We start from the raw sequence: 22,125 nt of genomic DNA, 5'->3' as shown, positions 1-22,125 counted from the left end.
TGAGAATGACCACGACGCTGTACACCACCGACCACGAATGGCTGGCGATCGACGGCGATGTCGCCACCGTCGGCATCACCGACTACGCCCAGCAGCAGCTCGGCGACGTCGTGTTCGTCGAGCTGCCCAAGGTCGGCCGCGCGCTGAAGAAGGCGGAAGCCGCCGCCGTGGTCGAGTCCGTCAAGGCAGCCTCGGACGTGTACGCGCCCGTTACCGGCGAGGTGCTCGAGACCAATGCCGAGCTCGCCGCCGAGCCGGCGCTGGTGAATTCGGACGCGCAGGGCAAGGCCTGGTTCTTCAAGATCAAGATTGCCGACAAGAGCGAGCTTGGCGGCTTGATGGACGACGCCGCGTACAAGGCCCACACGGCGTGAGATGACGAGAACTCTGACCTCATACTCAGTGTCATGCCCCGCGAAGGCGGGGCATCCAGTAGCCACCGGCAGCGCGGATTGAACCGAGGGGCCGCGGCGTACTGGATCGTCCGCCTTCGCGGACGATGACGACAGCGACAGATGACCTAAAGCGAGGACCCATGATGACCGCGCACCGCAAATCCAACGGCGACACGACCGCCAGTTTCGTTCGCCGCCACATCGGCCCCTCAGTGCGCGATGTCACCGCAATGCTGGAGACCGTCGGCGCCAAGAGTGTCGACGCGCTGATGGCGGAAACGCTGCCGGCTTCGATCCGGCAGGCCACCCCGCTCGATCTCGGCAAGCCCTTGAGCGAGACCGAGGCGATCGCGCACATGACCGAGCTTGCGCGTCAGAACCAGGTCTTCACCTCGCTGATCGGCCAAGGCTATTCCGGCACGATCCTGCCCGCGGTGATCCAGCGCAACATCCTCGAGAACCCCGCCTGGTACACGGCCTACACGCCCTACCAGCCCGAGATCAGCCAGGGCCGGCTGGAAGCGCTGCTCAACTTCCAGACCATGATCTGCGATCTCACCGGGCTCGACGTCGCCAACGCCTCGCTGCTCGATGAAGCGACCGCCGCGGCCGAAGCCATGGCGCTGGCGGAGCGGCACTCGCAGGTGAAGGCGCAGGCCTTCTTCGTCGACAAGGACGTGCATCCGCAGACGCTCGCGGTGATGCGCACCCGCGCCGAACCGCTGGGCTGGACCCTGATCGTCGGCGATCCCCTCACCGACCTCGACAAGGCGGACGTGCTCGGCGCGCTGCTGCAATATCCGGGTTCGTCCGGCGCGGTGCGCGACCTCCGGCCCGCGATCGCCACGCTGAAGGCCAAGGGCGCGCTCGCGATCGTTGCTGCCGACCTTTTGGCGCTCACCCTGCTCGCCTCGCCCGGCGAGCTCGGTGCCGACATCGCGATCGGCTCGGCGCAGCGCTTTGGCGTGCCGATGGGCTATGGCGGGCCGCACGCGGCCTACATGGCGGTGCGCGATGCGCTGAAGCGCTCGCTGCCCGGCCGCATCGTCGGCCTCTCCGTGGACTCGCGCGGGGCGCCGGCCTATCGGCTCGCGCTGCAGACCCGCGAGCAGCACATCCGCCGCGAGAAGGCGACCTCCAACATCTGCACCGCGCAGGTGCTGCTCGCCGTGATCGCCTCGATGTACGCGGTCTATCACGGCCCCGAGGGCCTCACCCAGATCGCGCGCAACGTGCATCGCCGTGCCGCCGTGCTCGCAAGCGGCCTGCGCAAGCTCGGCTTTGCAGCGCAATCCGACAGTTTCTTCGACACGCTCAGCGTCGATGCCGGCGCTGGGCGCGCCGAGATCGTCGCACGCGCGGCTAGCGAGAAGATCAATCTCGGCGTTGGCGAAACTGCCTTGCGCATCGCGCTCGACGAGACCACGACGCCGGCAACGGTCGAAGCGGTCTGGCGCGCGTTCGGCGGCCAGCTGTCCTACGCCGAGATCGATGCCACCACGCGCGAAGCGCTGCCGGAGGCGCTGAAGCGCACCACCGCCTTCCTCACCCATCCCGTGTTCCACGCGCACCGCTCGGAAACCGAGATGCTGCGCTACATGCGCAAGCTCAGCGACCGCGACCTCGCGCTCGACCGCGCCATGATCCCGCTGGGGTCCTGCACCATGAAGCTGAACGCGACCACCGAGATGATGCCGCTGACCTGGCCGGAATTTGCCACGCTGCATCCGTTCGTGCCGCGCGAGCAGGCCGCCGGCTATCACGCGCTGTTCGCGCGGCTGGAAAAGTGGCTGTGCGACATCACCGGCTATGACGCGATCTCGCTGCAGCCCAATTCCGGCGCGCAAGGCGAATATGCCGGGCTGCTCGCGATCCGCGGCTATCACGCCGCGCGCGGACAGAGCCACCGCAAGATCTGCCTGATCCCCTCCTCCGCCCACGGCACCAACCCGGCCTCGGCCGCGATGGTCGGCATGGACGTCGTGGTGGTCGCCTGCGAGAAGAACGGCGACGTCGACGTCAATGATCTCCGCGCCAAGGCGGAGAAGCACTCGAACGACCTCGCGGCAGTCATGATCACCTATCCCTCGACGCATGGCGTGTTCGAGGAGCACATCAGGGAGATCTGCGACATCGTGCACGGCCATGGCGGCCAGGTGTATCTGGACGGCGCCAACCTCAACGCGCAGGTCGGCTTGTCCAGGCCCGGCGATTACGGCGCCGATGTCAGCCACCTCAATCTGCACAAGACCTTCTGCATCCCGCATGGCGGCGGCGGCCCCGGCATGGGCCCGATCGGCGTCAAGGCGCATCTGGCGCCGTTCCTGCCCGGTCATCCCGCGACGCATGGCGACGCCCCGGTCGGCCCGGTCTCGGCCGCGCCGTTCGGCTCGGCCTCGATCCTGACCATCTCCTACATCTACATCCTGATGATGGGCGGCGACGGCCTCAAGCGCGCCACCGAGATCGCGATTCTCAACGCCAACTACATCGCAGCCCGCCTCGATGCGCACTTCCCGGTGCTCTACAAGAACGAAAAGGGCCGCGTCGCCCACGAGTGCATCGTCGATCCGCGTCCGCTGAAGACCACAAGCGGCGTCACCGTCGACGACATCGCCAAGCGCCTGATCGATTACGGCTTCCACGCGCCCACCATGAGCTTCCCGGTGCCGGGCACGCTGATGATCGAGCCGACCGAATCGGAATCCAAGGCCGAGCTGGACCGGTTCTGCGACGCCATGATCGCGATCCGGAAGGAGATCGCGGAGGTGGAAGGCGGCCGCTTCAAGATCGAGGCGTCGCCCTTGCGTCACGCCCCGCACACCGTGCACGACATCGCGGACGACGATTGGGCGCGCGCCTATTCCCGCAGCGAAGGCTGCTTCCCCAACGGCGTCTCGCGCACCGACAAGTACTGGTGTCCGGTGGGCCGCGTCGACAACGTCTATGGCGATCGCAACCTCGTGTGCTCCTGCCCGCCGGTGAGCGATTACGCGCAAGCGGCGGAGTAAGGCTGCAACGAAGGTCTCGTAGGGTGGGCAAAGCGCAAGCGTGCCCACCACCTTTGTCCCCGTTGAAATGCGGTGGGCACGGCGCTTACGCGCCTTTGCCCACCCTACGGCACTCCCTTATCCGCGCGGAAAGCAAAGGAGGTGGGCTACGCCTTCGGCTAACCCACCCTGCGATTCTTTGTCCGGGTCATCATGTGAGACGGTGGCCCCACCGCAAAACGAAACGGGCACTGACGACGTCGGCAACTCAACGTCTTCAGCGCCCGCTCCTCGCGAAAGTGTTTCGCGTTAGGTCTTACTCGTCCGTGGGCTCCTCGCCGTCGGCGTCGCTCTCGGGCGTGCCGGCGAGAATCTGCTCGGAGATCAGGCCCGAGTTCTGGCGGATCGAGGTCTCGATCTTGGCGGTGATGTCGGGGTTGGCCTTCAAAAACGCCTTCGAGTTCTCACGGCCCTGGCCGAGACGCTGGCTGTCATAGGAGAACCAGGCGCCCGACTTTTCGACGATGCCGGCCTTGACGCCGAGATCGAGGATCTCGCCCATCTTGGAGACGCCCTCGCCATACATGATGTCGAACTCGACCTGCTTGAAGGGCGGCGCCAGCTTGTTCTTGACCACCTTGACGCGCGTGGTGTTGCCGACCACCTCGTCGCGCTCCTTGATCGCGCCGATGCGGCGGATGTCGAGGCGGACCGAGGCGTAGAATTTCAGCGCGTTGCCGCCGGTCGTGGTTTCCGGCGAGCCGTACATCACACCGATCTTCATGCGGATCTGGTTGATGAAGATCACCATGGTGTTGGACTTGTTGATGGAGGCCGTCAGCTTGCGCAGCGCCTGGCTCATCAGACGCGCCTGCAGGCCCGGCAGCGCATCGCCCATCTCGCCTTCGAGCTCGGCCTTCGGCACCAGCGCAGCGACCGAATCGACCACCAGCACGTCCACTGCCCCCGAGCGCACCAGCGTGTCGCAGATCTCCAGCGCCTGCTCGCCGGTGTCGGGCTGCGAGATCAAGAGCTCGTCGATGTTGACGCCCAGCTTCCGCGCATAGACCGGATCGAGCGCGTGCTCGGCGTCGATGAAGGCGCAGATGCCGCCCTTCTTCTGCGCCTCGGCCACCGTATGCAGCGCCAGCGTCGTCTTGCCTGAGGATTCCGGCCCGTAGATCTCGACGATACGTCCCTTAGGCAAGCCGCCGATGCCGAGCGCGATATCAAGCCCGAGCGAGCCTGACGACACCGCCTCGATGTCCATGGAGCGGTCGTTCTTGCCCAGCTTCATCACCGAGCCCTTGCCGAACTGGCGCTCGATCTGGGAGAGCGCGGCGGCCAGAGCTTTACTCTTGTCCATGGAAGATCCTTCGACGATACGCAAGGCAGTTGCGGACATTGGGTCGTGCTCCTTATGGCGAGGATTCGGGTGCGGGACAAACAGTTGCGAGACAGCTCGGCGATAAAAGCAATGTACCCCATTTGTTCCGGGTTCGCAATATGTTCTTTTGCCCGATCGCAGCAAATGGCGATTTGTACGGTCTCGAGAGCCAGGTTCCTTGCGCCCCTGCTGGCTGCTTCCCATTTTTTCGAGAGGCAACAAAGGGAGGCTCCTGTGACCAAACTTTTGAATGCCCGGAACGGTCTCTCTTAGCTGAGATCGCCACCGCCCCCCGGAACTCCTGAGCAGGTGGGAAGGGGCATCAAAGTGGTTCGGTAACGCGCCCTTGGCGGGCGCTTGCTTGTGCTAAGTACAGTCGCCTGACCGGTGCGACAGGGGGAGTGGGACTACCGCCTGCTCGGTACCCACACCCCGACAAGCCGCTTGAGTCGGCGGCCGCTTTCGCCAACCGACCATTTCACGTTGTTCGCCGAAAATCCTTCGGACGCAGCCCAGCGCCTTGCAGCCTGCGTGCCTGCCACCCTCAATCCGTCCTGTGCGCACAATTGGACAGACGCAGCTCGCTCGCTCCTCCCTAATGCGCCATCACCGCGCAGACCGTGGCTGCTATCGGTGACGAGAACGCCGATTGCGCTCCCACTTTCCTCGCACGGACAGGAGCGCGCCATGTTCAAGCGGCGACGATTCAAGCAACAACTGACCCTTCAGGACCGGCTCTCCGCATGGGTGAAGCAGGTCAAGGAGGACGCCGCCCGGCTGCCTCCCGGCCCTGAAAGGGACGCCCTCCTCAAGAAGGCGCGTCAGGCCGAGATGGCAAACCATCTGCACGAATGGGTCAAATCCCCGGGGCTGCAGCCGCCGAAATAGCCGCGCAGGCGCCCTCCAGCCCAAGCTCAGGCGCATCGAACATGCATGCCCGGTCGCCGTCATAAATCCGCAATCCTGCGGCACCGAACCTTTTCGCGGTCTCGGGCCTTCTCCAGGACGAGCACCGCAACTCTGGGAATGGCAGTCATGACGGACAACGAGCATCGCGAAACCTCCAGGCGCAATCCTCTGCTGGAGGCGGCGCATGAAGAGATGATCAAGTTCGAGCGCAAGGAAAACGAGTTCCGCAGGAAGGATCGCCTGGAGCGCGCCAGCGAGCTCCATCTTCCCCTCAACGAAATCAAGGTTCACTAGCGGCCGCCGGGGACCCGGGACTGGCGAAGGCCCGACAACGCGGGCCGAGCGCTGGAGGTATCTAAACACTGCCTCCAAACCGCTGAAGGACCGCCGAAATTTCCATGCTGCCTACTGTGCATGGGGTTGTTTTGCAGTTTTGAGAATGGCGACGCGCCCGGCCCTCATCTCGCAGGGCACGGCAGCCAATCGCGGGGCTGTCCTACAGCAGCGCCAGCAGCACGAGTCCGATCACCAGCACGACGAAGCCAGCCGCTGTCGCGGCGGCAAATGACCGCTCTACGTTGTCCATGATGCCACCCCGTTGCCGGCGTGCCACGTTCCCCCATGGCTGCGCCGAGCGATGTGGAATCTTGCCGAGCCGTGTGTCGGCAGTTGTGCGAACGGATGTCGAAATTTGGACGGGTGCGGGGCCTGTCTGCGGCCTCGGGAGGAAATCCGCCACCTGTCAGGCTGCCGTAAGCGGAGCCCGCTAGGGTAAGGAGGCTATGGTGTTGCAGCCCAGCACCTCAGCCTCCAATAACTCCTGACCCCGCTTGGCTCTCCCCAGGCGGGGTTTTTTCATGCCTTCTCGCCGGCGGGCGAACCCCTCTCCTCCTGCGTCAGGCGCAGCGAGAAGGCGCGGATCGCGGGCGCCGCCAGCAGCACGATCGGCAGCATCGCGGTCCAGGCGATCAGCCAGGAGACCATCCAGTGCCCAACGAAGATCATCGTGCTGCCCGCAGGAAAGCTGGCGATTCCCGCCGCGATCAGCGAGGTCAGTCCGGACTGGATGATCCCGAAGACGAAGTGACTGTAGCGGCGGGGAATGCCGAGCATGTCGAGCCCATGTTTGGTTGCCGTCACGACACCAAGCAAGGCATATGCCGCCGCGGGTAGAATCGCCCTTGACGGGAACCAGCCCTGCGGGACGCGTTTCGGAGCGGTTGCGCGAACACGGGCGGGACGCGGCTCAGGAACTCTGTTCATGGTCGGAGAACCACGGGGCGCCCGAGGGGTCTGCAGATTTTGCTTGTCTTTCGGAATATTATGACGGCCAACATGTTAACACTGAAGGACGTGAATCGTGGGAGGCCGCCATGAATCACAGGGGCATCGAGTTCACCGTCGCCAAGACGGCGATTCCCGGAATCTGGCAATGGCAGTTCCGGATCGGCGAGCAGGTCAAGTCCGGCAAGACCGAGACCAAGATTGACCTGCTGGCGATCCGGCGCGTGCAGCTGCGCATCGACCGGGAGCTGAAGCGATCATCCGGACGGGCTGAACCCGCCGCTTAGGACTGTCGCGCGGCACCTCGCGCTGCGACGCGACGGCTGCCCCCCGCTGCGGCATGATCCGTAGCCGCCCGGAATTGATCTGACGCCGGTTTGGGATTGGAGTGCGCGCGCCCATGGCCCTGGGGGCGAGGCCATCACGGGCGCGATCGGTGCCAGCCATGCCGCTCTATTTCTTTCGAATCCGGAATGGCCTTTACTCAGGCTGCGCCGACCGGGCGACGGAGTTTGCCAATCGCGATTCGGCCTGGAAAGAGATGACCAGCGTCTGTGCCGACATGACCGCCGGCATTGCCCGCAAGCTCCAGGAAAATTCCGAATGGCAGATGGAGCTGCTGGACGAGGCCAAGGAGCCCGTGTTCCGGATCCGTATCGTCGCAGAAACCCTCGACTAGAGCCCTTTCCGTTCCGATGGAATCGGAACGGGCTCTCGACTCCTGTTTTGACGCGTTTCCTTGACGCGAACCGGTACCCACTTCGCTCGAAAACGCTTAGCAAGACCTTCGGATCAAGCCCGTTCTAATCCGCGCTGGGCAGCCGCCGCATGGTGAATTCGATGTCGCCGTCGGGCAGTTCGCGCCAGGTCTCGACCGCGCTCATATAGCCGGCCTTGGGGTAGCGGGCGAAGAAAGCCTGCGCCCTCTCCCGCGCTGCCGCGCGCGGCAATGTGAAGGTCTCGCGCAGATAGCCGTCGCCGACCATTTGGCCGGGCTTGCCGGCCAGCTTGCGCCGGCGCGCCATCCGCTCGGCAAGATCCCGCGGACGATCGGCCATCGCCTGCCCTCCTCTACGCAACTCACGCTCAGTCAGATGTAGGGCGCCGGCCGAGGGATGAGGAGTCCCGTCCGGAAGGCGCCGTCCGCCTGCCAGACCCGGGCGGCGGTCAGTTGGCGGCGGTACCGCTCTTCTTCTTCGGCGCGCTGGTTGCGGCCGAGGCCTTCGGCGCCGGCTGTTTCGGCGGATCGGCGCGCATGCCGCCCCAGGGATCGTTCGACGCCTTGGAATCCGGGATCTTCTTCAGCGTTTCCTTGTAGGCCTTGTCACGCTCGGCTTCCGCGGCCCTCTCCTCGGGGGTCTTGCTTGGGGCATCCTGCAGCAAATTCAGATTGGGCATTTGCGCGTAGGCAGGTCCCGCCAGCACGGCCAGCACCGCGGCCAAACGGAAAAGCTTCATCGTCCACTCCTTGATCATCATGAGGCTCGGATCGCCCGCGCCTCGTCATCCCTGTCGCCGCCGCCGGGGCCGCTGGAGGCTCGCTAGAGCCGATCCGACCGGCACGATTTGGGTCCATGCAGCCAGTCGTCCCAGATCGGGCCGCATTTGGTGCACCCGCTCAGCGCGAGGCCAAGCGCGGCCATGCAGAAAACGAGGACACACCGGCGCAACATCATCCACCCCTACCCAACCAGGCCATCATATCGGCCCAAGTCAGGCATTTTCAAGCCGACCGGGCCGCCGCGAGGCCGGGTGACTTTGCCGCGCCGATGCGCGCACAATGGGGCGAAACATCCAGTCATACGGGAGAGTGCGACAGCAATGCAGCAGATGCAGCCAGACGCCGAATTCGGCCTGTCCGAGGCCAGACGCATCCTCGGCGAGGTTTTTGCGCCCTGGGTCCAGGACCTCAACCTCGCTGTCGAGCGGATCGAGCATGCGCAGCCGGCGGATGCGCCGGACTGGCAGCCGGGCGCGCTGCTGCGCATGCCGTTTTCGGAGCGGCTGTGCCGGAACGGCGGCGTGGTCTGCGGCCAGGCCCTGATGGCGCTTGCCGACACCGCGATGGTGATCGCGATCCTGGCCGCCAATCGCGGCTATCGCCCCATGACCACGGTCGACCAGACCACGCATTTCATGCGCGCGGTGTCCTCGGCGGACGTGCTGGCGGATGCGCGCGTGGTGCGGCTCGGGCGCACCATGAGCTTTGGCCGCGTCACGCTGCTCTCGGCCGGCGACAACAAGCCGGTGGCGATGGTCTCGAGCGCCTTCGCGATGTTGCCGGGCTGAGCATCATCTCAAATGAAGAGAGCCGCGTGCGCGCAAAGTGCACCGCGGCTCTCCAGGATCCCAGCGAAGCGAAAGACCGGAGCACGATGCGATCGCGCCGCGGTCGTCCAGCCTCGCGAGCTTTACTTGCCGAGAATTTCGTCGGCCGCGGTGACGACGCTGACGGTCGGATTCTTTCCGCAATAGGCACCGAATTTCTTGGCGTTGTCGATGAACACCTCGGTGTCGATGATCGCGTTGTCCTCGTCGCCCTTGTACCAGCCGTCCATCCAGGTCAGCACGACCGCGATGTTGTCTTCGCCGCTGTCGAGGAATTGCTTGCAGGTCATGGTCGAGAGGTCCCACTTCACGGCATGGGCCGGCATCGACGACAGCGAGAACGCTGCGGCAAACAGAAGCGAAAGCGTGGTCTTCATCAGTATCTCCATTGGCGCGCCGCGCCATAAAAGAAGGCTTGTCGGGGAAAGTCGGCGGAGAGGCTCTCCGCGCGAACGTCGTAAACGAAGTCTGAAACGCCATTCAGGTAGCGCCAGTATTGAGTTTAGTTCAACGTAATTTCTATGCATTACTCCACAATCAGGATGATGGATCGACGCCGATGATCGAGAAGCGTACAGCGCAGCGTTACCGTGTCTTCAAGGGTGGGAGGATCACCTTTGAAAGCGGCGGCGTTTCCTGCACGGTGCGGAACATGTCGGTCGGCGGCGCGGCGATCGACCTCGACGCCCCCGTCATGTTGCCGCAATCGCTCACGCTCTCGATCGCGTGCGACGATTTCGTCCGGAATTGTCGCACAGTTTGGCGCAGTGACAAGCGCGTCGGCCTCGCCTTTGTGCAATAGCGCGCGCGATGTGAACGATCGTTCGCATCGCATCCACATCACGATGATGATCGCGGGATGCAGCGAGGCGCGACGACATCGCAAGGCTCGCGCGCGCCGCTCGCGGGCGCCTCATCGTCGATCCCGTAAGTGTGGCTGACGCAACGATTGGCGGACCGCTACTGAGTCGCGTTGCCGGGCTCGTCCACCGCGAGCATGCCGGCGGGCGATGCGAAGGCCCGACGCAAAGCCCGACTCTATTTCGACTTCTTGGCGGGTTCGCTCGGACGAGCCCCGCCCCAGGGATCGTATTTGTCCTTGGGCTCGGGAATGCGATCGAGCGCAGCCTTGTAGGCTTTCTCGTCGACCTTGGGCTTGTTGTCCGCCGGCTTGGCGGAGTCTTGGGGTTGCCGCCGGCCCTGCGCCTGTGCGGAAGCACACGTCAGTGCCAGCACGGCGGCCGCGATGACCAAAAACCTCATTGGCGCAATCCCCTTCCTCTGGGGTAGAAACTAGCCTGCAATCGCGGAATAGCAAATACCGCGGGTTCTCGGCTCGAGCCGGGATTTCAGCAAAACTTGATCGGCCGCGACTTCGCCGGATCGCATTCGTGCCTATCTGTTGGCCCGCAGGGGACCCTCAGGAATGTTACGGATCATTGCTCATGCGGCGCTGCTGGCCGGCATGCTTGCGCTCGGCGCCTGCGGCGTTGCCGACAGCCGCGCGCCGGTGCCCGAATTCATGCGCATGAAGGAGCCCGAGCAGCAGCCGCCCGAAGCCCCTCCCGACGTCAAGCGCCTGGTGCGCGAGCAGATCGATGTCGTTTTCCTCACGACCTCTTATCCGCGCGAGGTGCACGTGGCCCCGCCTCATCGTGAGGTGCGAGGACCGGGCTGGACCGCTTGCGTCCGCGCCCAGCTCACCTCCGCGACCGGCAGCTCGCTCGGCGCCCAGACCTACATCGTGACCGTCAGAGGCGAAAAAGTAGTCGACCGCCGGCGTGCCGAAGCCGACGACATCTGCGGGACGGAAACTTACGAGCCGATCTAGATCTCCATCGCGGAACGACGCCCGGCCCCTTCGGTCGTTTTCGGACCCGGTCATCGGATCAAGCTGGCACTCCGAAATCGCCATCGCTATAGCCGCGTCATGTCCGACTTCGACGGGATGAGGATATCGCGATGGTCATCAGAACCTACGGCACGGTCGACGCCGAACGACAAAAAGCAATGAGCGGGTTGGAGTTCGTCCAGGGCCTTGCCGACGGAACCCTGCCTCTCAACACGATCGCCCAGACCCTCGGCTACGACGTGGTGGAGGCTGAAGCTGGCCGCGTCGTCATCGCGCTGACGCCGTCGGACGCTCATCTCAACCCGGCCGGCACGGTGCATGGCGGTCTCACGGCCACCTTGCTCGACAGTTGCATGGGACTGGCGGTCCAGTCGATGCTGGAGAGGGGAATCACTCAGACCACGCTCGAGTTCAAGATTTCGCTGCTGCGGCCGATCACGCCGGAGACGGGCCCGATCACGGCCGAGGGCAAGGTTCTCAATTGCGGCCGTCGCATTGGAACGGCCGACGGACGCGTGACGGACGGCAGGGGCCGGCTGCTCGCCCACGGCACGACGACATGCCTCATCTTTCCGGCTTGACCCCGGAACGGAACAGGTGGCGCACGCCGGTTCCGGGAAAAACCTGTAAATCGACCGGAACGATCCCCGCCTCCCCTTCTTGTTACCGCCGAGGGCAGTTTCGGAGGAGGACATGATGAAGACATTTACGATTGCGCTGTTGGCAGGTGTCGGCGCGCTGGCTGCGGCGACCGGCGCCAAGGCCGCCGACGTCTATTCGACCAGCGAATACACCAGCCCTGACCTCGTCCAGCAGGTGCGGCTGGTCTGCGACGATGCCGGCAATTGCTATCGCACCCGCGGCGGTGCGCGCGTGGTCGTGCGCGATTCCTACAACTACATGCCGCGCGAGCGCTATTACGAGCGCCGGACCTATCATCGCGACTGGGATGACGGCCCGCGCGCCGGCGTCGGCATTCGCGCGCCCGGCGTCAGCGTCGGCGTGGGTGTCGGCGACGACCGCTGGTAATCGATGAAAGCTTGATGTTCGGGACCGGACGAGACAATTCGCCCGGTCCCGTTCGCATGATCCTGCAGGATGCCGCGGTCAGCCCGCGGCCAATTACTGCTGGAACTGCTCGTACGCCGCGATCGCATCGGCGGCGTACATCAGCGACGGTCCGCCGCCCATGTAGACGGCCATGCCGAGCGTCTCCTCGATCTCTTCGCGCGTCGCGCCGAGCTTGACGAGCGCCTCGGCGTGAAAGCCGATGCAGCCGTCGCAATGCGCGGCGACACCGAGCGCCAGCGCCATCAGCTCCTTGGTCTTCTTGTCCAGTGCGCCGTCGCGGGTGGCGGCCTGGGCTAGTGCGGAAAATCCCTTCATCGTATCGGGAATGTCGTTTCTTAGCTTTTTCAGATTGGCCGAGATGTTCCTGGTGATGTCGACGTAGTTCTTGTCCATCGGATCCTCGCTAGCTGGATTTGACTGTGGTCGGAGCCGCCTCGCGCGGTGCGCGCAAGGCGATGTAGATTGCGGGGATCACCAGCACGGTGAGCAGCGTCGATGACGCAAGCCCGAACAGGAGCGAGATCGCCAATCCCTGAAAGATCGGATCGAGCAGGATGGTCGCAGCCCCGATCATCGCCGCGAGTGCGGTGAGCAGGATCGGCTTGAAGCGGACCGCGCCGGCCTCCAGCACCACCTCGCGAAGCGACTTTCCGTCGGCGCCGCTGTGCCGGATGAAATCGACCAGCAGGATCGAGTTGCGCACGATGATGCCCGCGAGTGCGATGAAGCCGATCATCGAGGTCGCGGTGAACGGCGCGCCCAGGAGCCAGTGCCCGATCAGGATGCCGATCAGCGTCAACGGGATCGGCGTCAGGATCACGAGCGGAAGGCGAAAGCTCCTGAACTGGGCGACGACGAGCACGTAGATGCCGAGGATGGCCGCGCCGAAGGCGGCGCCCATGTCGCGGAAGGTCACCCAGGTGATCTCCCATTCGCCGTCCCACAGCAGCGTCGGCCGCGACTCGTCCGATGGCTGGCCGTGCAGGCTGATCGCGGGCTTCGGCAGCTTGCCCCAGTCATGGGCATCGACGCGTTCGGCGACCGCGAGCATGCCGTAAAGCGGCGCCTCGAACCGTCCGGCGAGCTCGGCCATCACCATGTCGGCGAAGCGGCCGTCGCGGCGGAAGATCGTCGGCGAGCCCTCCTCCATGGCCGCCTTCACGACCTGGCCGAGCTCGACCACCGTCTTGCTGCCGGGCAACGTGTTGGCCGGCACCGGCGTCGAGGCCAGCGCCTCGTCCCAGACCAGATCGCGCTTTCCGAGATGCACCGCGATCTCGATCGGGTTGCGGTCCTCGCCGCGATGCGAATAGCCGACCGAGATGCCGCCGAACAGCGCCTGGATGGTGTCGTAGACGTCGCGCTGCTCGACGCCGAAGAATTCGAGCCGGTCCTGGTCGATCGAAAGCCGCAGCCGCGGCCGCTTCGCGCCGATGGAATCGTCGATGTCGACGATGAACGGCACGTCCGCGAACACCTTCTTGAGCTCGGCCGTGACGGCGCGGCGGGTGGCCGCATCGGGACCGTAGACCTCGGCGAGCAGCGTCGACAGCACCGGCGGCCCGGGCGGCACCTCGACCACCTTGATGCTGGTACCTGCAGGTGGATCGAGCGCCTTCAGCTTCGCGCGGAGCTCAAGCGCAATCTCATGGCTCGCGCGCTTGCGCTCGCCCCGCGCGGCCAGGTTCACCTGCACCTCGCCGAGCTCGGGCCTCTCCCGCAAATAATAGTGGCGCACCAGGCCGTTGAAATTGAAGGGCGCCGGCGTGCCGGCATAGGATTGCAGCGAGGTGACCTCCGGCAGTTGCCGTGCGATCTCGGCCGCTCCGAACAGCGTGCGCTCGGTCGCCTCCAGGCTCGCCCCTTCCGGCAGATCGACCACCACGGCGATCTCGGACTTGTTGTCGAACGGCAGCAGCTTGACCGTCACCGACTTGGTCGCGAACAGCGTCATCGACAGCAGCGTCGCGATGCCGACGCCGAGCAGGAAGATCCAGGCCGACCGCTTGCTGCGCACGATCGGCGTGGCAAAGCGCCGGTAGAGCCGGCCGAGCCGGCCTTCATCGTGCGCGGCATGCGCGGAAGTCACCTCGCACTTGGGTGCGAGCTTGAGCATCAGCCAGGGCGCGACCACCATCGCGACGAAGAACGAGAACAGCATGGCCGCCGATGCATTGGCCGGGATCGGCGCCATATAGGGGCCCATCAGCCCCGACACGAACAGCATCGGCAAGAGCGCCGCGACCACGGTCAGCGTCGCGACGATGGTGGGATTGCCGACCTCTGCCACCGCCTCGATGGTCGCCTGCAGGCGCGGCCTGCCATCGCGCATGCCCCAGTGCCGCGCGATGTTCTCGACCACGACGATGGCGTCGTCGACGAGAATGCCGATCGAGAAGATCAGCGCGAACAGGCTGACGCGGTTGATGGTGTAGCCCATCAGATTGGCGGCAAACATCGTCAGCAGGATCGTCGTGGGAATCACGACAAAGGTCACCAGCGCCTCGCGCCAGCCGATCGCGATCGCGATCAGGATGACGATCGAGACGGTCGCGAGGCCGAGGTGGAACAGGAGCTCGTTGGCCTTCTCGTTGGCGGTCTCGCCGTAGTCGCGCGTTACCGTCACCTGGATATCCTCCGGGATCAGGCGCGACTTCAGGCCTTCGAGGCGCCTCGCGATGTTCTCGGACACGACGACCGCGTTGGCGCCGGCGCGCTTGGCGAGCGCCAGACTGACGGCGGGCGTCCGCGCCCACTGCCCACCGGCGGCGCGCGAATCCGTCCAGACGCGATGCTCGACGGTGCTCGGACCGACCACGACGGAGGCGACGTCCTTGACATAGACCGGCCGTCCGTCGCGGCTCGTGATCAGCAATAGTCCGATATCGGGAATGCCTGACAGCGTTTGCCCGGCCGCGACGTTGCGCACGATGCCGGCATCGCGCACCTGCCCGGCCAGGAACGAGCGATTGGCGTCCTTCACCTTGGCCACGAGCTGCTGCAGCGTGACACCGAACATCGACAGCTTCTCCGGATCGGGCTCGACCCGGATCTGTTGCGCCGCGCCGCCGGAGATGTAGGTCAAGCCGACGTCGTCGACCTTCATCAGCTCCGCGCGAACCTTGTCGGCCAGCTCGTAGATATCCTTGTCGGTCCAGCGGCTGGCCGCCTCCGGCTTCGGCGCCAGCGTCAGCACCGTCACCGCGACGTCGTTGATGCCGCGGCCGACGATCAGCGGCTCGGGGATGCCGACGGGAATGCGGTCCAGATTGGCGCGGATCTTCTCGTGCACCCGCAGGATCGCATCCTCGAACTTGGTGCCGACCAGGAAGCGCGCGGTGACTATCACGCGGTCGTCCTCGGTCTGACTATAGACATGCTCGACGCCGTCGATGCCTTTGACGATCGATTCCAGCGGCTTGCTCACCAGCTCGACCGCGTCGGGCGCACGCAGGCCGTCGGCATTGACGCGGATGTCCACCATGGGAACGCTGATCTGCGGCTCCTCCTCGCGCGGGATCACCACGACGGCGATCAGCCCCACGACGAGCGCCCCGAGCAGGAACAGCGGCGTCAGCGGAGAGGCGATGGTCGATCGGGTCAACCGTCCTGACAGACCGAGATTCACGGCCGCACCAATTGGTCACCGGTCCGGATGCCCGACAGGATTTCGAGCCCGTCGGGAAGCGAAGGCGTCGGCATGTCGCGGCCGCGCTTCACCGGCACGTCGATCGTCTCGTTCCCTTTCTGGAGCTGGACGTAGTCGATACCGAACCGCGTCGTCACATAGCTCGAGGGAATGACGAAGGCCGGCCGAGCGCCGCCGGCAATCCAGACCCGCAAGCGATCGCCGACGAAGTACTCGCCGAGCCCCTCGACGGTCGCGTCCGCGATGACACGCCCCTCCTCGATCTGGGGATAGACGAGGTCGACGACGCCCCATTTCGAGGCCTCTCCCGCCAGCTCCGCGCCATCGACGCGGACCTTGTCGCCGGCCTTCAGCATGCGCGCATGGCGCTCGGGCACGCGCAGCCGCAGCTTGAAGTTCTGTTCGGCGACCGTGACGATCGGATCGCCGGCAAGCACGACGGAACCCACGGTGATCAGCCGTTTCAGCACCCGCCCGTCCGTCGGCGCGAGCACCTGTCCCTGGTTGAGCTGCTCGTTGATGACGGCGCGCTCGGCGGTCCTGGCGCGCAGGCCGTTGTCGGCGACGTTGAGCGCCGTGCGTTGCTCGTCGAGCTTGACGCGCGGCAGGATGCCGCGCTCGACCAGCCCTTCGGTCCGGGTGAAGTCGAGCTGCGCCTGCCTGGCCTGGGCCTGCAGCGCCTCGATCTGCGCGTCGAGCGATTTCATCTGGAGGACGAGCTTCTCGTCGCCGATCGCCGCGATGACCTGCCCCGCGGTGACGCGATCCCCTTCCCGCACCTTGAGCTGAACGACAGTGCCGCCGATGCGGCCGCGTGCGGGGACCACGCTGATGCTCTCGACGGTGGCAAAGACCGCCTTCTCGTCGCTGACCTGCTGCTGCGCAACCACGAGCGTACCCGCAGCAGCAGCGGATCCCGCCGGTACTCCGATCGCCGCCCACGCAGCCAGAAGCCCCAGGCGCGCCAGATATTGCAAGGGACACATCCCAGTCGTCATAGGGTTCATCACACCGCGCCGCGGTGCTCCTCTCATTTCATCGACATCGGGCGAAAGCGCGTTGATCTCGCGCAAGGCGCGCCCGCCCGCCTTTGCCTAGGCTTCACTTCGTCCTTGCGGACTTCGGCGCGCAGAACACCTGGTAAAGCGTCTTCAGGATCTCGCGCGCCGGCTCGCTGGCGATCGAATAGAAGATCGTCTGCGCATCGCGTCTGGCGGCGACCAGGCCGTCCTTGCGAAGGAGCGCAAGATGCTGGGAGACCGTGGAGTCGCGCAGGCTCAGAAACTCGGCCAGCTCGCCGACCGACCGCTCGCCGTCGATCAATTGGCAGATGATGAGAAGACGATGGCGGTTCGAGAGCGCCTTGAGCAGCTCACTCGCCTGATCCGCCGCCCGCTCCATGATTTCGCTATCTATTTTCATACTTGCGTATATACGCAATTACGAATATATAGTCAAGCGCTGCACCACAGCCGGCACAGAACCGGTGAAGCGGCCTGATCCAACGGAGGAACCCATGGCGGAGATTGTCGTAGTCGGAGCCGGTCTGAGCGGAACGCTGATGGCCTATGAATTGCTACCCCAGTTGAGAAAGGAGGACCGCCTCAGCGTCATCTCGCAAGGCGCGGTCTATCATTTCGTGCCGTCGAACCCGTGGGTGGCGATCGGCTGGCGCAAGCGCGAAGAGATCGAGATCGATCTCGCGGATGTCATGAAACGCAAGGGCGTGCGGCTGTTGACGCAGGGCGCAAAGCGCGTCCACCCCGAACAGAACCGTGTCGAGCTCGGCGACGGCACCTCGATCGACTATGATTACCTGGTCGTCGCGACCGGTCCCGAACTTGCCTTCGACGAAATCCCCGGCCTCGGGCCGCAGGGCCACACCCAGTCGATCTGCCATGTCGATCATGCCGCGCATGCCCGCGACGCCTTCGAGCAGCTCGCGGCCAATCCCGGCCCGGTCGTGATCGGCGCCGTTCAGGGCGCCTCCTGCTTCGGCCCCGCCTACGAGTTCCTCTTCATCCTGGAGACCGAGCTGCGCCGCCGGAAGCTGCGCGACCGGGTGCCGATGACCTTCGTCACCTCGGAGCCCTATATCGGCCATCTCGGTCTCGACGGCGTCGGGGATACCAAGGGTCTCCTGGAAAGCGAGATGCGGGAGAAGCACATCAAGTGGATCACCAACGCCCGCATCGACAAGATCGCCCCCGGCGTGATGACGGTGGAGGAGCTGTCCGACAACGGCACGTCCCGCAAGGCGCATGAGCTGCCCTTCGTCTATTCGATGATGCTCCCCGCCTTCCGCGGCGTCGAGGCGGTGCGCGGCATCGAGAAGCTGACCAATCCGCGCGGTTTCGTCATCGTCGACAAGCATCAGCAGAACCCTACCTTCCCCAATGTGTTCGCCGTCGGCGTCTGCGTCGCGATCGCACCGGTCGGCGCGACACCGGTGCCGGTGGGCGTCCCCAAGACCGGCTTCATGATCGAATCCATGGTGACCGCGACCGCGATGAACATCGGCGCCCTGCTGCGCGGCAAGACGCCGACGGCGCAGCCGACCTGGAACGCGATCTGCCTCGCCGACTTCGGCGATTCCGGCGTCGCCTTCCTCGCGCAGCCGCAGATCCCGCCGCGCAACGTCAACTGGTCCTCGAAGGGCGAATGGGTGCACCTCGCCAAGGTCGCCTTCGAGAAATACTTCCTGCGCAAGATGCGGCGCGGCGAGAGCGAGCCGTTCTACGAGCGCTTCGTTCTCGACAAGCTGAACATCGCCAAGCTCAAGGAGGTCCGAACCGGCACATGAGCACGACACGCCAGATCGTTTGCGGACAATGCGGGCGCATCAACCGACTGCCGGCCGAGCGCGCAGCCCAAGATGCGCGCTGCGGCGCCTGTCATCAGCCGATGTTCACCGGCCAACCGGTCGAGGTGGACGAGAAGGGCTTCGACCGCCATGTCGCCAGCAGCGACATCCCCGTGCTGGTCGACGTCTGGGCGCCATGGTGCGGACCCTGTCGCGCCATGGCCCCGATGTTCGAGCGCGCGGCGCAGCAGCTCGAGCCCGGCGTGCGGCTGTTGAAGCTGAATTCGGATAGCGCACCCGCCTTGTCGTCGCGCCTTCACATCAGCGGCATTCCAACGCTGCTCCTGATGCGCGGCGGCCGCGAGATCGCCCGCCAATCCGGCGCGATGGATACGCGCAGCATCGTCGCCTGGACCGAAGCCAACCTGACCCGTTCGTAAGAAAGAAGGAGCCTGCCATGAATGTCGATAAAGCCGTCCTCGCCTTTGCGGGATGTGTCGTCCTGCTCGGTCTCGCACTGGGCACCTATGTCAATGCGTATTGGTACCTGCTGACGGCCTTCGCCGGACTGAACATGTTGCAGGCCTCGTTCACCGGCTTCTGCCCGGCGGCGATCGTGTTCAGGAAGCTCGGCCTCAGCAGCGGCTGCGCGTTCTCCTGAACGCACCAATCCAGCCAGTGATGCGGGGGAATTTGCCATGACCGACGACACCTTCATTGAGGGACCTCTCTACGAGAAGCGCAGGAAGGTCTATCCGCAGTCGGTCCGCGGGCCGTTCCGCCGCATCAAATGGGCGATCCTGTGCGTCACGCTCGGGATCTACTATCTCCTGCCGTTCGTGCGCTGGAATCGTGGCCCCGGCCTGCCCGACCAGGCCGTGCTGATCGACCTGCCGCATCGCCGCTTCTATTTCTTCTTCATCGAGCTGTGGCCGCAGGAGGTCTACTACTTCACAGGCCTGCTCATCATCGCGGCGATGACGCTGTTCCTGATGAACGCCGTCGCGGGACGGCTGTGGTGCGGCTATTTGTGCCCGCAGACGGTGTGGACCGATCTGTTCTACGCCGTGGAGCGCTGGGTCGAGGGCGACCGCCGAGAGCGCATGCAGGGCGACAAGCGCTACTGGACCTTCGAGCACATCCGGAAGGTCGCGCTGAAGCACTTCCTCTGGATCATGATCGCCTGGTGGACCGGCGGCGCCTGGGTGCTGTATTTCGACGATGCGCCGACTCTGGTGAAGGAGCTCGCCACCTTCCAGGCCCCGTTCATCGCCTATCTCTGGATCGGCATCCTGACCGCGACGACCTACGTCTTCGCCGGCCACGCCCGCGAGCAGATGTGCATCTACATGTGCCCGTGGCCGCGCATCCAGGCGGCCCTGACCGACGAATGGGCGCTGAACGTCACCTATCGCCGCGACCGCGGCGAGCCGCGCATGTCGGTGAAGAAGGCGGACGCCGCCCGCGCGCAGGGCGATGTCGCCGGCGACTGCGTCGACTGCCACCAGTGCATCAACGTCTGCCCGACCGGCGTCGACATCCGCCACGGCATCCAGCTCGGCTGCATCCAGTGCGGCCTCTGCATCGACGCCTGCGACAACGTCATGAGCGAGATCGGTCGGCCCAAGGGCCTGATCGGCTACGACACCGACATCAACATGCAGCGCCGGCGCGAGGGCAAGCCGCCGATCTACCGCATCGTCCGCGCGCGCACGCTGATCTATACGGCCGCCATCGCCATCGTCGGCACCATCATGGTCTACACCCTCGCCACGCGCGCGACGATGGACGTCAACGTGCTGCACGAGCGCAATCCGCTGTTCGTGCAGCTCTCGGACGGCGGGGTCCGCAACGATTACACCGTGCGCATCCTCAATAAGGGCGCACAGCGATCGTTTGCGATCGAGGTCTCCGGGCTGCCCGGCGCGAGCATCCGGGTCGCGGGCATCGAAGCCGCGCCCGATGGCAAGCCCGTCGTCGAGGTCGGGCAGGACCAGACCCGCGAGGTCAGGCTGTCGGTACAGGTCGGGCCTGCCGATCTGCCGAAGACCTCGCGCGATCTCGAGGTCACGATCACCGATACCGCCGGTGGCGGGCGGGCGAGCGCCCGCGATCACTTCCTGCCGGGCGATAAATGAAGACGCGCGTTGAGCATCCACCGCCGGATGCTCAACGAGACGTTAACATTACCGTTCGAATTGGAGCCGCGTCCCAACGGTATTTTCCAATCTTTGCGCTAAGCATGGCCACGTGAGGCGGCATCTGCCCACGTGAACGGGACGAGGGGACGTGGTCGACATCGCGCAGCAGGCAGCGCTCCATCCGGCATCCGCTGGGGATGCCATGCCTGCGCGCGTCCCGCTCGTTGCGATCGACCCCGGCCAATGGCGCGCGCTGGCCCAGCGCGCGATCGAGCCGAATGGATATTATTTGCCCGCCTGGGAGCTCGCCGTCAGCGCCACCGCGCGCGGCCGTACGGGCGCCTCGGCATTGCCCGCCTTCGACGGCACCTCGTCGCGGCTGATCGGGCTGATGCCCGTGATCTCGCTGTGGCGGGCCCGGAAGATTCCCCTGCCCGCGCTGGTCAGCGCGCATCCCTACGGCACGCTGTGCACTCCGCTGATCGACCGCGACGCCCCGGTCGAGGCGGCGACGCGGCTGTTGCAGCGGGCTCGCGAGGCCGGCGCGCATGCGCTCGTGCTGGACGACGTCGCGCTCGAAGGCGCCGCGATGAATGCGCTCAAGCAGGTCCTGAGCCGCGACGGCCTGAAGCCGCGCGTGCTGTCCTCCTATATGCGTGCCAGCCTCGATGCGACGCAGGATGCCGAAACGCTGCTGCGCGACGCACTCGGCGCCAAGAAGCTCAAGGAGCTGCGCCGCCAGCGCCATCGGCTCGAAGAGCACGGTCCTGTGACGTTCGACGTCGCACGCCGGCCAGATGAGATCGGGCCCGCGCTCGAAAGTTTCCTGCAGCTGGAATCCAGCGGCTGGAAGGGCAAGCGCGGCACCGCCCTGGTCCAGCATGATGGCGATGCGAGCTTCATTCGCCGCGCGGTGCCCGCACTGGCCGAGACCGCGCAGTGCGAGATCGTCACGCTTCGCGCCGGGACGTCGGCGATCGCCGCCGGCATCGTGCTGCGCCATCAGGATCGCGCCTTCTTCTTCAAGCTCGGCATCGACGAACGCTTTGCGAAATATTCGCCGGGCGTGCAGCTCACGCTCGAGCTCACCCGCCATCTCTGCGCCGATCCCGCCATCGCCAGCGCGGATTCCACCGCGGGCGCCGACCATCCCATGATCAACCCGATCTGGCGCGGGCGTTTTGCCGTCGGCGACGTGCTGATCCCGCTGCGGCGGCACGATCCGGTCGTCGCGCTGATTCACGGAGCGGTGCTCGGCCTCAACGCCGCGCACGACAGCGCGCGGCGCCTGGTCCGCCGGCTTCGCAAATAGGGGA

General features: G+C 65.3%; 26 protein-coding genes. 16 read left to right on the top strand and 10 right to left on the bottom strand.

The genetic code is table 11. The features are described 5' to 3' along the window. Positions 1-5 precede the first annotated feature (5 nt). Both gcvH and gcvP read left to right on the top strand, forming a co-directional pair. Positions 6-374 (top strand): glycine cleavage system protein GcvH, encoded by a 369-nt coding sequence (gene gcvH, locus CO669_RS03795; RefSeq protein ID WP_097658124.1) that lies wholly within the window; start codon positions 6-8, stop codon positions 372-374. A gap of 164 nt (positions 375-538) precedes the next feature. Then, complete coding sequence (gene gcvP / locus CO669_RS03790; protein ID WP_198963870.1) at positions 539-3,406, top strand: aminomethyl-transferring glycine dehydrogenase; 2,868 nt, start codon at positions 539-541, stop codon at positions 3,404-3,406. 295 nt (positions 3,407-3,701) lie between these two features. Here the strand turns inward: gcvP and recA are convergent, their stop codons facing one another. Next, on the bottom strand, positions 3,702-4,790 hold the full coding sequence (recA, locus tag CO669_RS03785) for a recombinase RecA (RefSeq protein WP_097658120.1): 1,089 nt from the start codon (positions 4,788-4,790) through the stop codon (positions 3,702-3,704). Between the two features lie 669 nt (positions 4,791-5,459). Here recA and CO669_RS03780 point away from each other — a divergent pair. Together CO669_RS03780 and CO669_RS35870 are read left to right on the top strand one after the other, a co-directional pair. After that, on the top strand, positions 5,460-5,660 hold the full coding sequence (locus CO669_RS03780) for a hypothetical protein (RefSeq protein ID WP_097658118.1): 201 nt from the start codon (positions 5,460-5,462) through the stop codon (positions 5,658-5,660). A gap of 147 nt (positions 5,661-5,807) precedes the next feature. Further along, positions 5,808-5,975, top strand: coding sequence for a hypothetical protein (locus CO669_RS35870; RefSeq protein WP_097658937.1), 168 nt, complete (start codon positions 5,808-5,810; stop codon positions 5,973-5,975). Between the two features lie 561 nt (positions 5,976-6,536). Here CO669_RS35870 and CO669_RS03770 read toward each other — a convergent pair. Beyond that, positions 6,537-6,794: a DUF2798 domain-containing protein gene (locus CO669_RS03770; RefSeq protein WP_097658936.1), complete on the bottom strand. Its 258-nt coding sequence runs from the start codon at positions 6,792-6,794 to the stop codon at positions 6,537-6,539. A gap of 260 nt (positions 6,795-7,054) precedes the next feature. Between CO669_RS03770 and CO669_RS03765 the strand changes: the two genes are divergently transcribed. Both CO669_RS03765 and CO669_RS03760 read left to right on the top strand, forming a co-directional pair. Next, positions 7,055-7,252 (top strand): hypothetical protein, encoded by a 198-nt coding sequence (locus tag CO669_RS03765; RefSeq protein ID WP_097658116.1) that lies wholly within the window; start codon positions 7,055-7,057, stop codon positions 7,250-7,252. 158 nt (positions 7,253-7,410) lie between these two features. Beyond that, complete coding sequence (locus CO669_RS03760; RefSeq protein ID WP_097658114.1) at positions 7,411-7,644, top strand: DUF6894 family protein; 234 nt, start codon at positions 7,411-7,413, stop codon at positions 7,642-7,644. Positions 7,645-7,768: 124 nt separating this feature from the next. Here the strand turns inward: CO669_RS03760 and CO669_RS03755 are convergent, their stop codons facing one another. Together CO669_RS03755 and CO669_RS03750 are read right to left on the bottom strand one after the other, a co-directional pair. Further along, positions 7,769-8,023 (bottom strand): hypothetical protein, encoded by a 255-nt coding sequence (locus tag CO669_RS03755; RefSeq protein ID WP_097658112.1) that lies wholly within the window; start codon positions 8,021-8,023, stop codon positions 7,769-7,771. A gap of 109 nt (positions 8,024-8,132) precedes the next feature. After that, positions 8,133-8,423 carry a hypothetical protein gene (locus CO669_RS03750; RefSeq protein ID WP_097658935.1) on the bottom strand — a complete coding sequence of 97 codons (291 nt, stop codon included), beginning with the start codon at positions 8,421-8,423 and terminating at the stop codon, positions 8,133-8,135. Between the two features lie 372 nt (positions 8,424-8,795). Here CO669_RS03750 and CO669_RS03740 point away from each other — a divergent pair, with 372 nt between their 5' ends. Beyond that, the gene (locus tag CO669_RS03740; protein ID WP_097658933.1) at positions 8,796-9,254 is read left to right on the top strand and encodes a PaaI family thioesterase; all 459 of its coding nucleotides are present in this window, start codon (positions 8,796-8,798) and stop codon (positions 9,252-9,254) included. 122 nt (positions 9,255-9,376) lie between these two features. On the opposite strand, the gene CO669_RS03735 is transcribed toward CO669_RS03740, so the two are convergent. Beyond that, positions 9,377-9,670 (bottom strand): HdeA family protein, encoded by a 294-nt coding sequence (locus CO669_RS03735; RefSeq protein ID WP_198963815.1) that lies wholly within the window; start codon positions 9,668-9,670, stop codon positions 9,377-9,379. A 182-nt stretch (positions 9,671-9,852) separates the two neighbouring features. Between CO669_RS03735 and CO669_RS03730 the strand changes: the two genes are divergently transcribed. Then, entirely contained in the window at positions 9,853-10,095 is a 243-nt protein-coding gene (locus tag CO669_RS03730; RefSeq protein WP_198963814.1) for a PilZ domain-containing protein, read from the top strand. Between the two features lie 236 nt (positions 10,096-10,331). Here the strand turns inward: CO669_RS03730 and CO669_RS03725 are convergent, their stop codons facing one another. Then, the gene (locus CO669_RS03725; RefSeq protein ID WP_097658106.1) at positions 10,332-10,556 is read right to left on the bottom strand and encodes a hypothetical protein; all 225 of its coding nucleotides are present in this window, start codon (positions 10,554-10,556) and stop codon (positions 10,332-10,334) included. Positions 10,557-10,719: 163 nt separating this feature from the next. Here CO669_RS03725 and CO669_RS03720 point away from each other — a divergent pair, with 163 nt between their 5' ends. The 3 genes from CO669_RS03720 (at position 10,720) to CO669_RS03710 (ending at position 12,174) form a co-directional block, all read left to right on the top strand. Continuing rightward, the gene (locus tag CO669_RS03720) at positions 10,720-11,124 is read left to right on the top strand and encodes a hypothetical protein (RefSeq protein ID WP_097658104.1); all 405 of its coding nucleotides are present in this window, start codon (positions 10,720-10,722) and stop codon (positions 11,122-11,124) included. 131 nt (positions 11,125-11,255) lie between these two features. Then, a complete protein-coding gene (locus tag CO669_RS03715; RefSeq protein ID WP_097658102.1) occupies positions 11,256-11,726 on the top strand; it encodes a PaaI family thioesterase in 471 nt (156 codons plus the stop codon). 112 nt (positions 11,727-11,838) lie between these two features. Then, positions 11,839-12,174 (top strand): hypothetical protein, encoded by a 336-nt coding sequence (locus CO669_RS03710; RefSeq protein ID WP_097658100.1) that lies wholly within the window; start codon positions 11,839-11,841, stop codon positions 12,172-12,174. Between the two features lie 93 nt (positions 12,175-12,267). Here CO669_RS03710 and CO669_RS03705 read toward each other — a convergent pair whose 3' ends face one another. The 4 genes from CO669_RS03705 to CO669_RS03690 all read right to left on the bottom strand — a co-directional run bounded on the left by CO669_RS03705 (position 12,268) and on the right by CO669_RS03690 (position 17,266). Continuing rightward, positions 12,268-12,609 carry a carboxymuconolactone decarboxylase family protein gene (locus CO669_RS03705; RefSeq protein ID WP_097658098.1) on the bottom strand — a complete coding sequence of 114 codons (342 nt, stop codon included), beginning with the start codon at positions 12,607-12,609 and terminating at the stop codon, positions 12,268-12,270. 10 nt (positions 12,610-12,619) lie between these two features. Beyond that, complete coding sequence (locus CO669_RS03700; protein WP_097658096.1) at positions 12,620-15,844, bottom strand: efflux RND transporter permease subunit; 3,225 nt, start codon at positions 15,842-15,844, stop codon at positions 12,620-12,622. Beyond that, a complete protein-coding gene (locus CO669_RS03695) occupies positions 15,841-16,851 on the bottom strand; it encodes an efflux RND transporter periplasmic adaptor subunit (protein WP_097658094.1) in 1,011 nt (336 codons plus the stop codon). The genes CO669_RS03700 and CO669_RS03695 overlap by 4 nt, the downstream gene beginning before the upstream one ends. A 115-nt stretch (positions 16,852-16,966) precedes the next feature. Next, entirely contained in the window at positions 16,967-17,266 is a 300-nt protein-coding gene (locus CO669_RS03690) for an ArsR/SmtB family transcription factor (RefSeq protein ID WP_025037340.1), read from the bottom strand. Positions 17,267-17,381: 115 nt separating this feature from the next. Here CO669_RS03690 and CO669_RS03685 point away from each other — a divergent pair, with 115 nt between their 5' ends. From CO669_RS03685 to CO669_RS03665, 5 genes are all read left to right on the top strand, one after another. Beyond that, complete coding sequence (locus CO669_RS03685; protein WP_097658090.1) at positions 17,382-18,668, top strand: NAD(P)/FAD-dependent oxidoreductase; 1,287 nt, start codon at positions 17,382-17,384, stop codon at positions 18,666-18,668. After that, a complete protein-coding gene (gene trxC / locus CO669_RS03680; protein WP_097658088.1) occupies positions 18,665-19,108 on the top strand; it encodes a thioredoxin TrxC in 444 nt (147 codons plus the stop codon). Before CO669_RS03685 ends, trxC begins: the two co-directional genes overlap by 4 nt. A 17-nt stretch (positions 19,109-19,125) precedes the next feature. After that, the gene (locus CO669_RS03675; protein WP_097658086.1) at positions 19,126-19,329 is read left to right on the top strand and encodes a YgaP family membrane protein; all 204 of its coding nucleotides are present in this window, start codon (positions 19,126-19,128) and stop codon (positions 19,327-19,329) included. A 37-nt stretch (positions 19,330-19,366) separates the two neighbouring features. Further along, positions 19,367-20,806, top strand: coding sequence for a cytochrome c oxidase accessory protein CcoG (gene ccoG, locus CO669_RS03670; protein WP_097658084.1), 1,440 nt, complete (start codon positions 19,367-19,369; stop codon positions 20,804-20,806). Positions 20,807-20,957: 151 nt separating this feature from the next. Then, positions 20,958-22,121, top strand: a complete 1,164-nt coding sequence (locus CO669_RS03665; protein WP_097658083.1) for a GNAT family N-acetyltransferase — start codon at positions 20,958-20,960, stop codon at positions 22,119-22,121. Positions 22,122-22,125: the final 4 nt, after the last annotated feature.

The sequence above is a fragment of the Bradyrhizobium sp. Y36 genome, from assembly GCF_002531575.1.
Lineage (GTDB): Bacteria > Pseudomonadota > Alphaproteobacteria > Rhizobiales > Xanthobacteraceae > Bradyrhizobium.
This window is presented reverse-complemented; position numbering and strand designations above follow the sequence as displayed.

Excerpts from the sequence above, each read along its gene's own strand:
- gcvH (WP_097658124.1), top strand. The coding sequence starts at position 6 with ATGACCACGACGCTGTACACCACCGACCACGAATGGCTGGCGATCGAC.
- CO669_RS03740 (WP_097658933.1), top strand. The coding sequence starts at position 8,796 with ATGCAGCCAGACGCCGAATTCGGCCTGTCCGAGGCCAGACGCATCCTC.
- CO669_RS03690 (WP_025037340.1), bottom strand. The coding sequence starts at position 17,266 with ATGGAGCGGGCGGCGGATCAGGCGAGTGAGCTGCTCAAGGCGCTCTCG.
- CO669_RS03685 (WP_097658090.1), top strand. The coding sequence starts at position 17,382 with ATGGCGGAGATTGTCGTAGTCGGAGCCGGTCTGAGCGGAACGCTGATG.
- CO669_RS03730 (WP_198963814.1), top strand. The coding sequence starts at position 9,853 with ATGATCGAGAAGCGTACAGCGCAGCGTTACCGTGTCTTCAAGGGTGGG.
- CO669_RS03710 (WP_097658100.1), top strand. The coding sequence starts at position 11,839 with ATGATGAAGACATTTACGATTGCGCTGTTGGCAGGTGTCGGCGCGCTG.
- CO669_RS03695 (WP_097658094.1), bottom strand. The coding sequence starts at position 16,851 with ATGTGTCCCTTGCAATATCTGGCGCGCCTGGGGCTTCTGGCTGCGTGG.
- CO669_RS03765 (WP_097658116.1), top strand. The coding sequence starts at position 7,055 with ATGAATCACAGGGGCATCGAGTTCACCGTCGCCAAGACGGCGATTCCC.
- ccoG (WP_097658084.1), top strand. The coding sequence starts at position 19,367 with ATGACCGACGACACCTTCATTGAGGGACCTCTCTACGAGAAGCGCAGG.
- CO669_RS03705 (WP_097658098.1), bottom strand. The coding sequence starts at position 12,609 with ATGGACAAGAACTACGTCGACATCACCAGGAACATCTCGGCCAATCTG.
- CO669_RS03675 (WP_097658086.1), top strand. The coding sequence starts at position 19,126 with ATGAATGTCGATAAAGCCGTCCTCGCCTTTGCGGGATGTGTCGTCCTG.
- CO669_RS35870 (WP_097658937.1), top strand. The coding sequence starts at position 5,808 with ATGACGGACAACGAGCATCGCGAAACCTCCAGGCGCAATCCTCTGCTG.
- gcvP (WP_198963870.1), top strand. The coding sequence starts at position 539 with ATGACCGCGCACCGCAAATCCAACGGCGACACGACCGCCAGTTTCGTT.
- recA (WP_097658120.1), bottom strand. The coding sequence starts at position 4,790 with ATGTCCGCAACTGCCTTGCGTATCGTCGAAGGATCTTCCATGGACAAG.
- CO669_RS03715 (WP_097658102.1), top strand. The coding sequence starts at position 11,256 with ATGGTCATCAGAACCTACGGCACGGTCGACGCCGAACGACAAAAAGCA.
- CO669_RS03770 (WP_097658936.1), bottom strand. The coding sequence starts at position 6,794 with ATGCTCGGCATTCCCCGCCGCTACAGTCACTTCGTCTTCGGGATCATC.
- CO669_RS03735 (WP_198963815.1), bottom strand. The coding sequence starts at position 9,670 with ATGAAGACCACGCTTTCGCTTCTGTTTGCCGCAGCGTTCTCGCTGTCG.
- trxC (WP_097658088.1), top strand. The coding sequence starts at position 18,665 with ATGAGCACGACACGCCAGATCGTTTGCGGACAATGCGGGCGCATCAAC.
- CO669_RS03760 (WP_097658114.1), top strand. The coding sequence starts at position 7,411 with ATGCCGCTCTATTTCTTTCGAATCCGGAATGGCCTTTACTCAGGCTGC.
- CO669_RS03725 (WP_097658106.1), bottom strand. The coding sequence starts at position 10,556 with ATGAGGTTTTTGGTCATCGCGGCCGCCGTGCTGGCACTGACGTGTGCT.
- CO669_RS03750 (WP_097658935.1), bottom strand. The coding sequence starts at position 8,423 with ATGAAGCTTTTCCGTTTGGCCGCGGTGCTGGCCGTGCTGGCGGGACCT.
- CO669_RS03720 (WP_097658104.1), top strand. The coding sequence starts at position 10,720 with ATGTTACGGATCATTGCTCATGCGGCGCTGCTGGCCGGCATGCTTGCG.
- CO669_RS03755 (WP_097658112.1), bottom strand. The coding sequence starts at position 8,023 with ATGGCCGATCGTCCGCGGGATCTTGCCGAGCGGATGGCGCGCCGGCGC.
- CO669_RS03780 (WP_097658118.1), top strand. The coding sequence starts at position 5,460 with ATGTTCAAGCGGCGACGATTCAAGCAACAACTGACCCTTCAGGACCGG.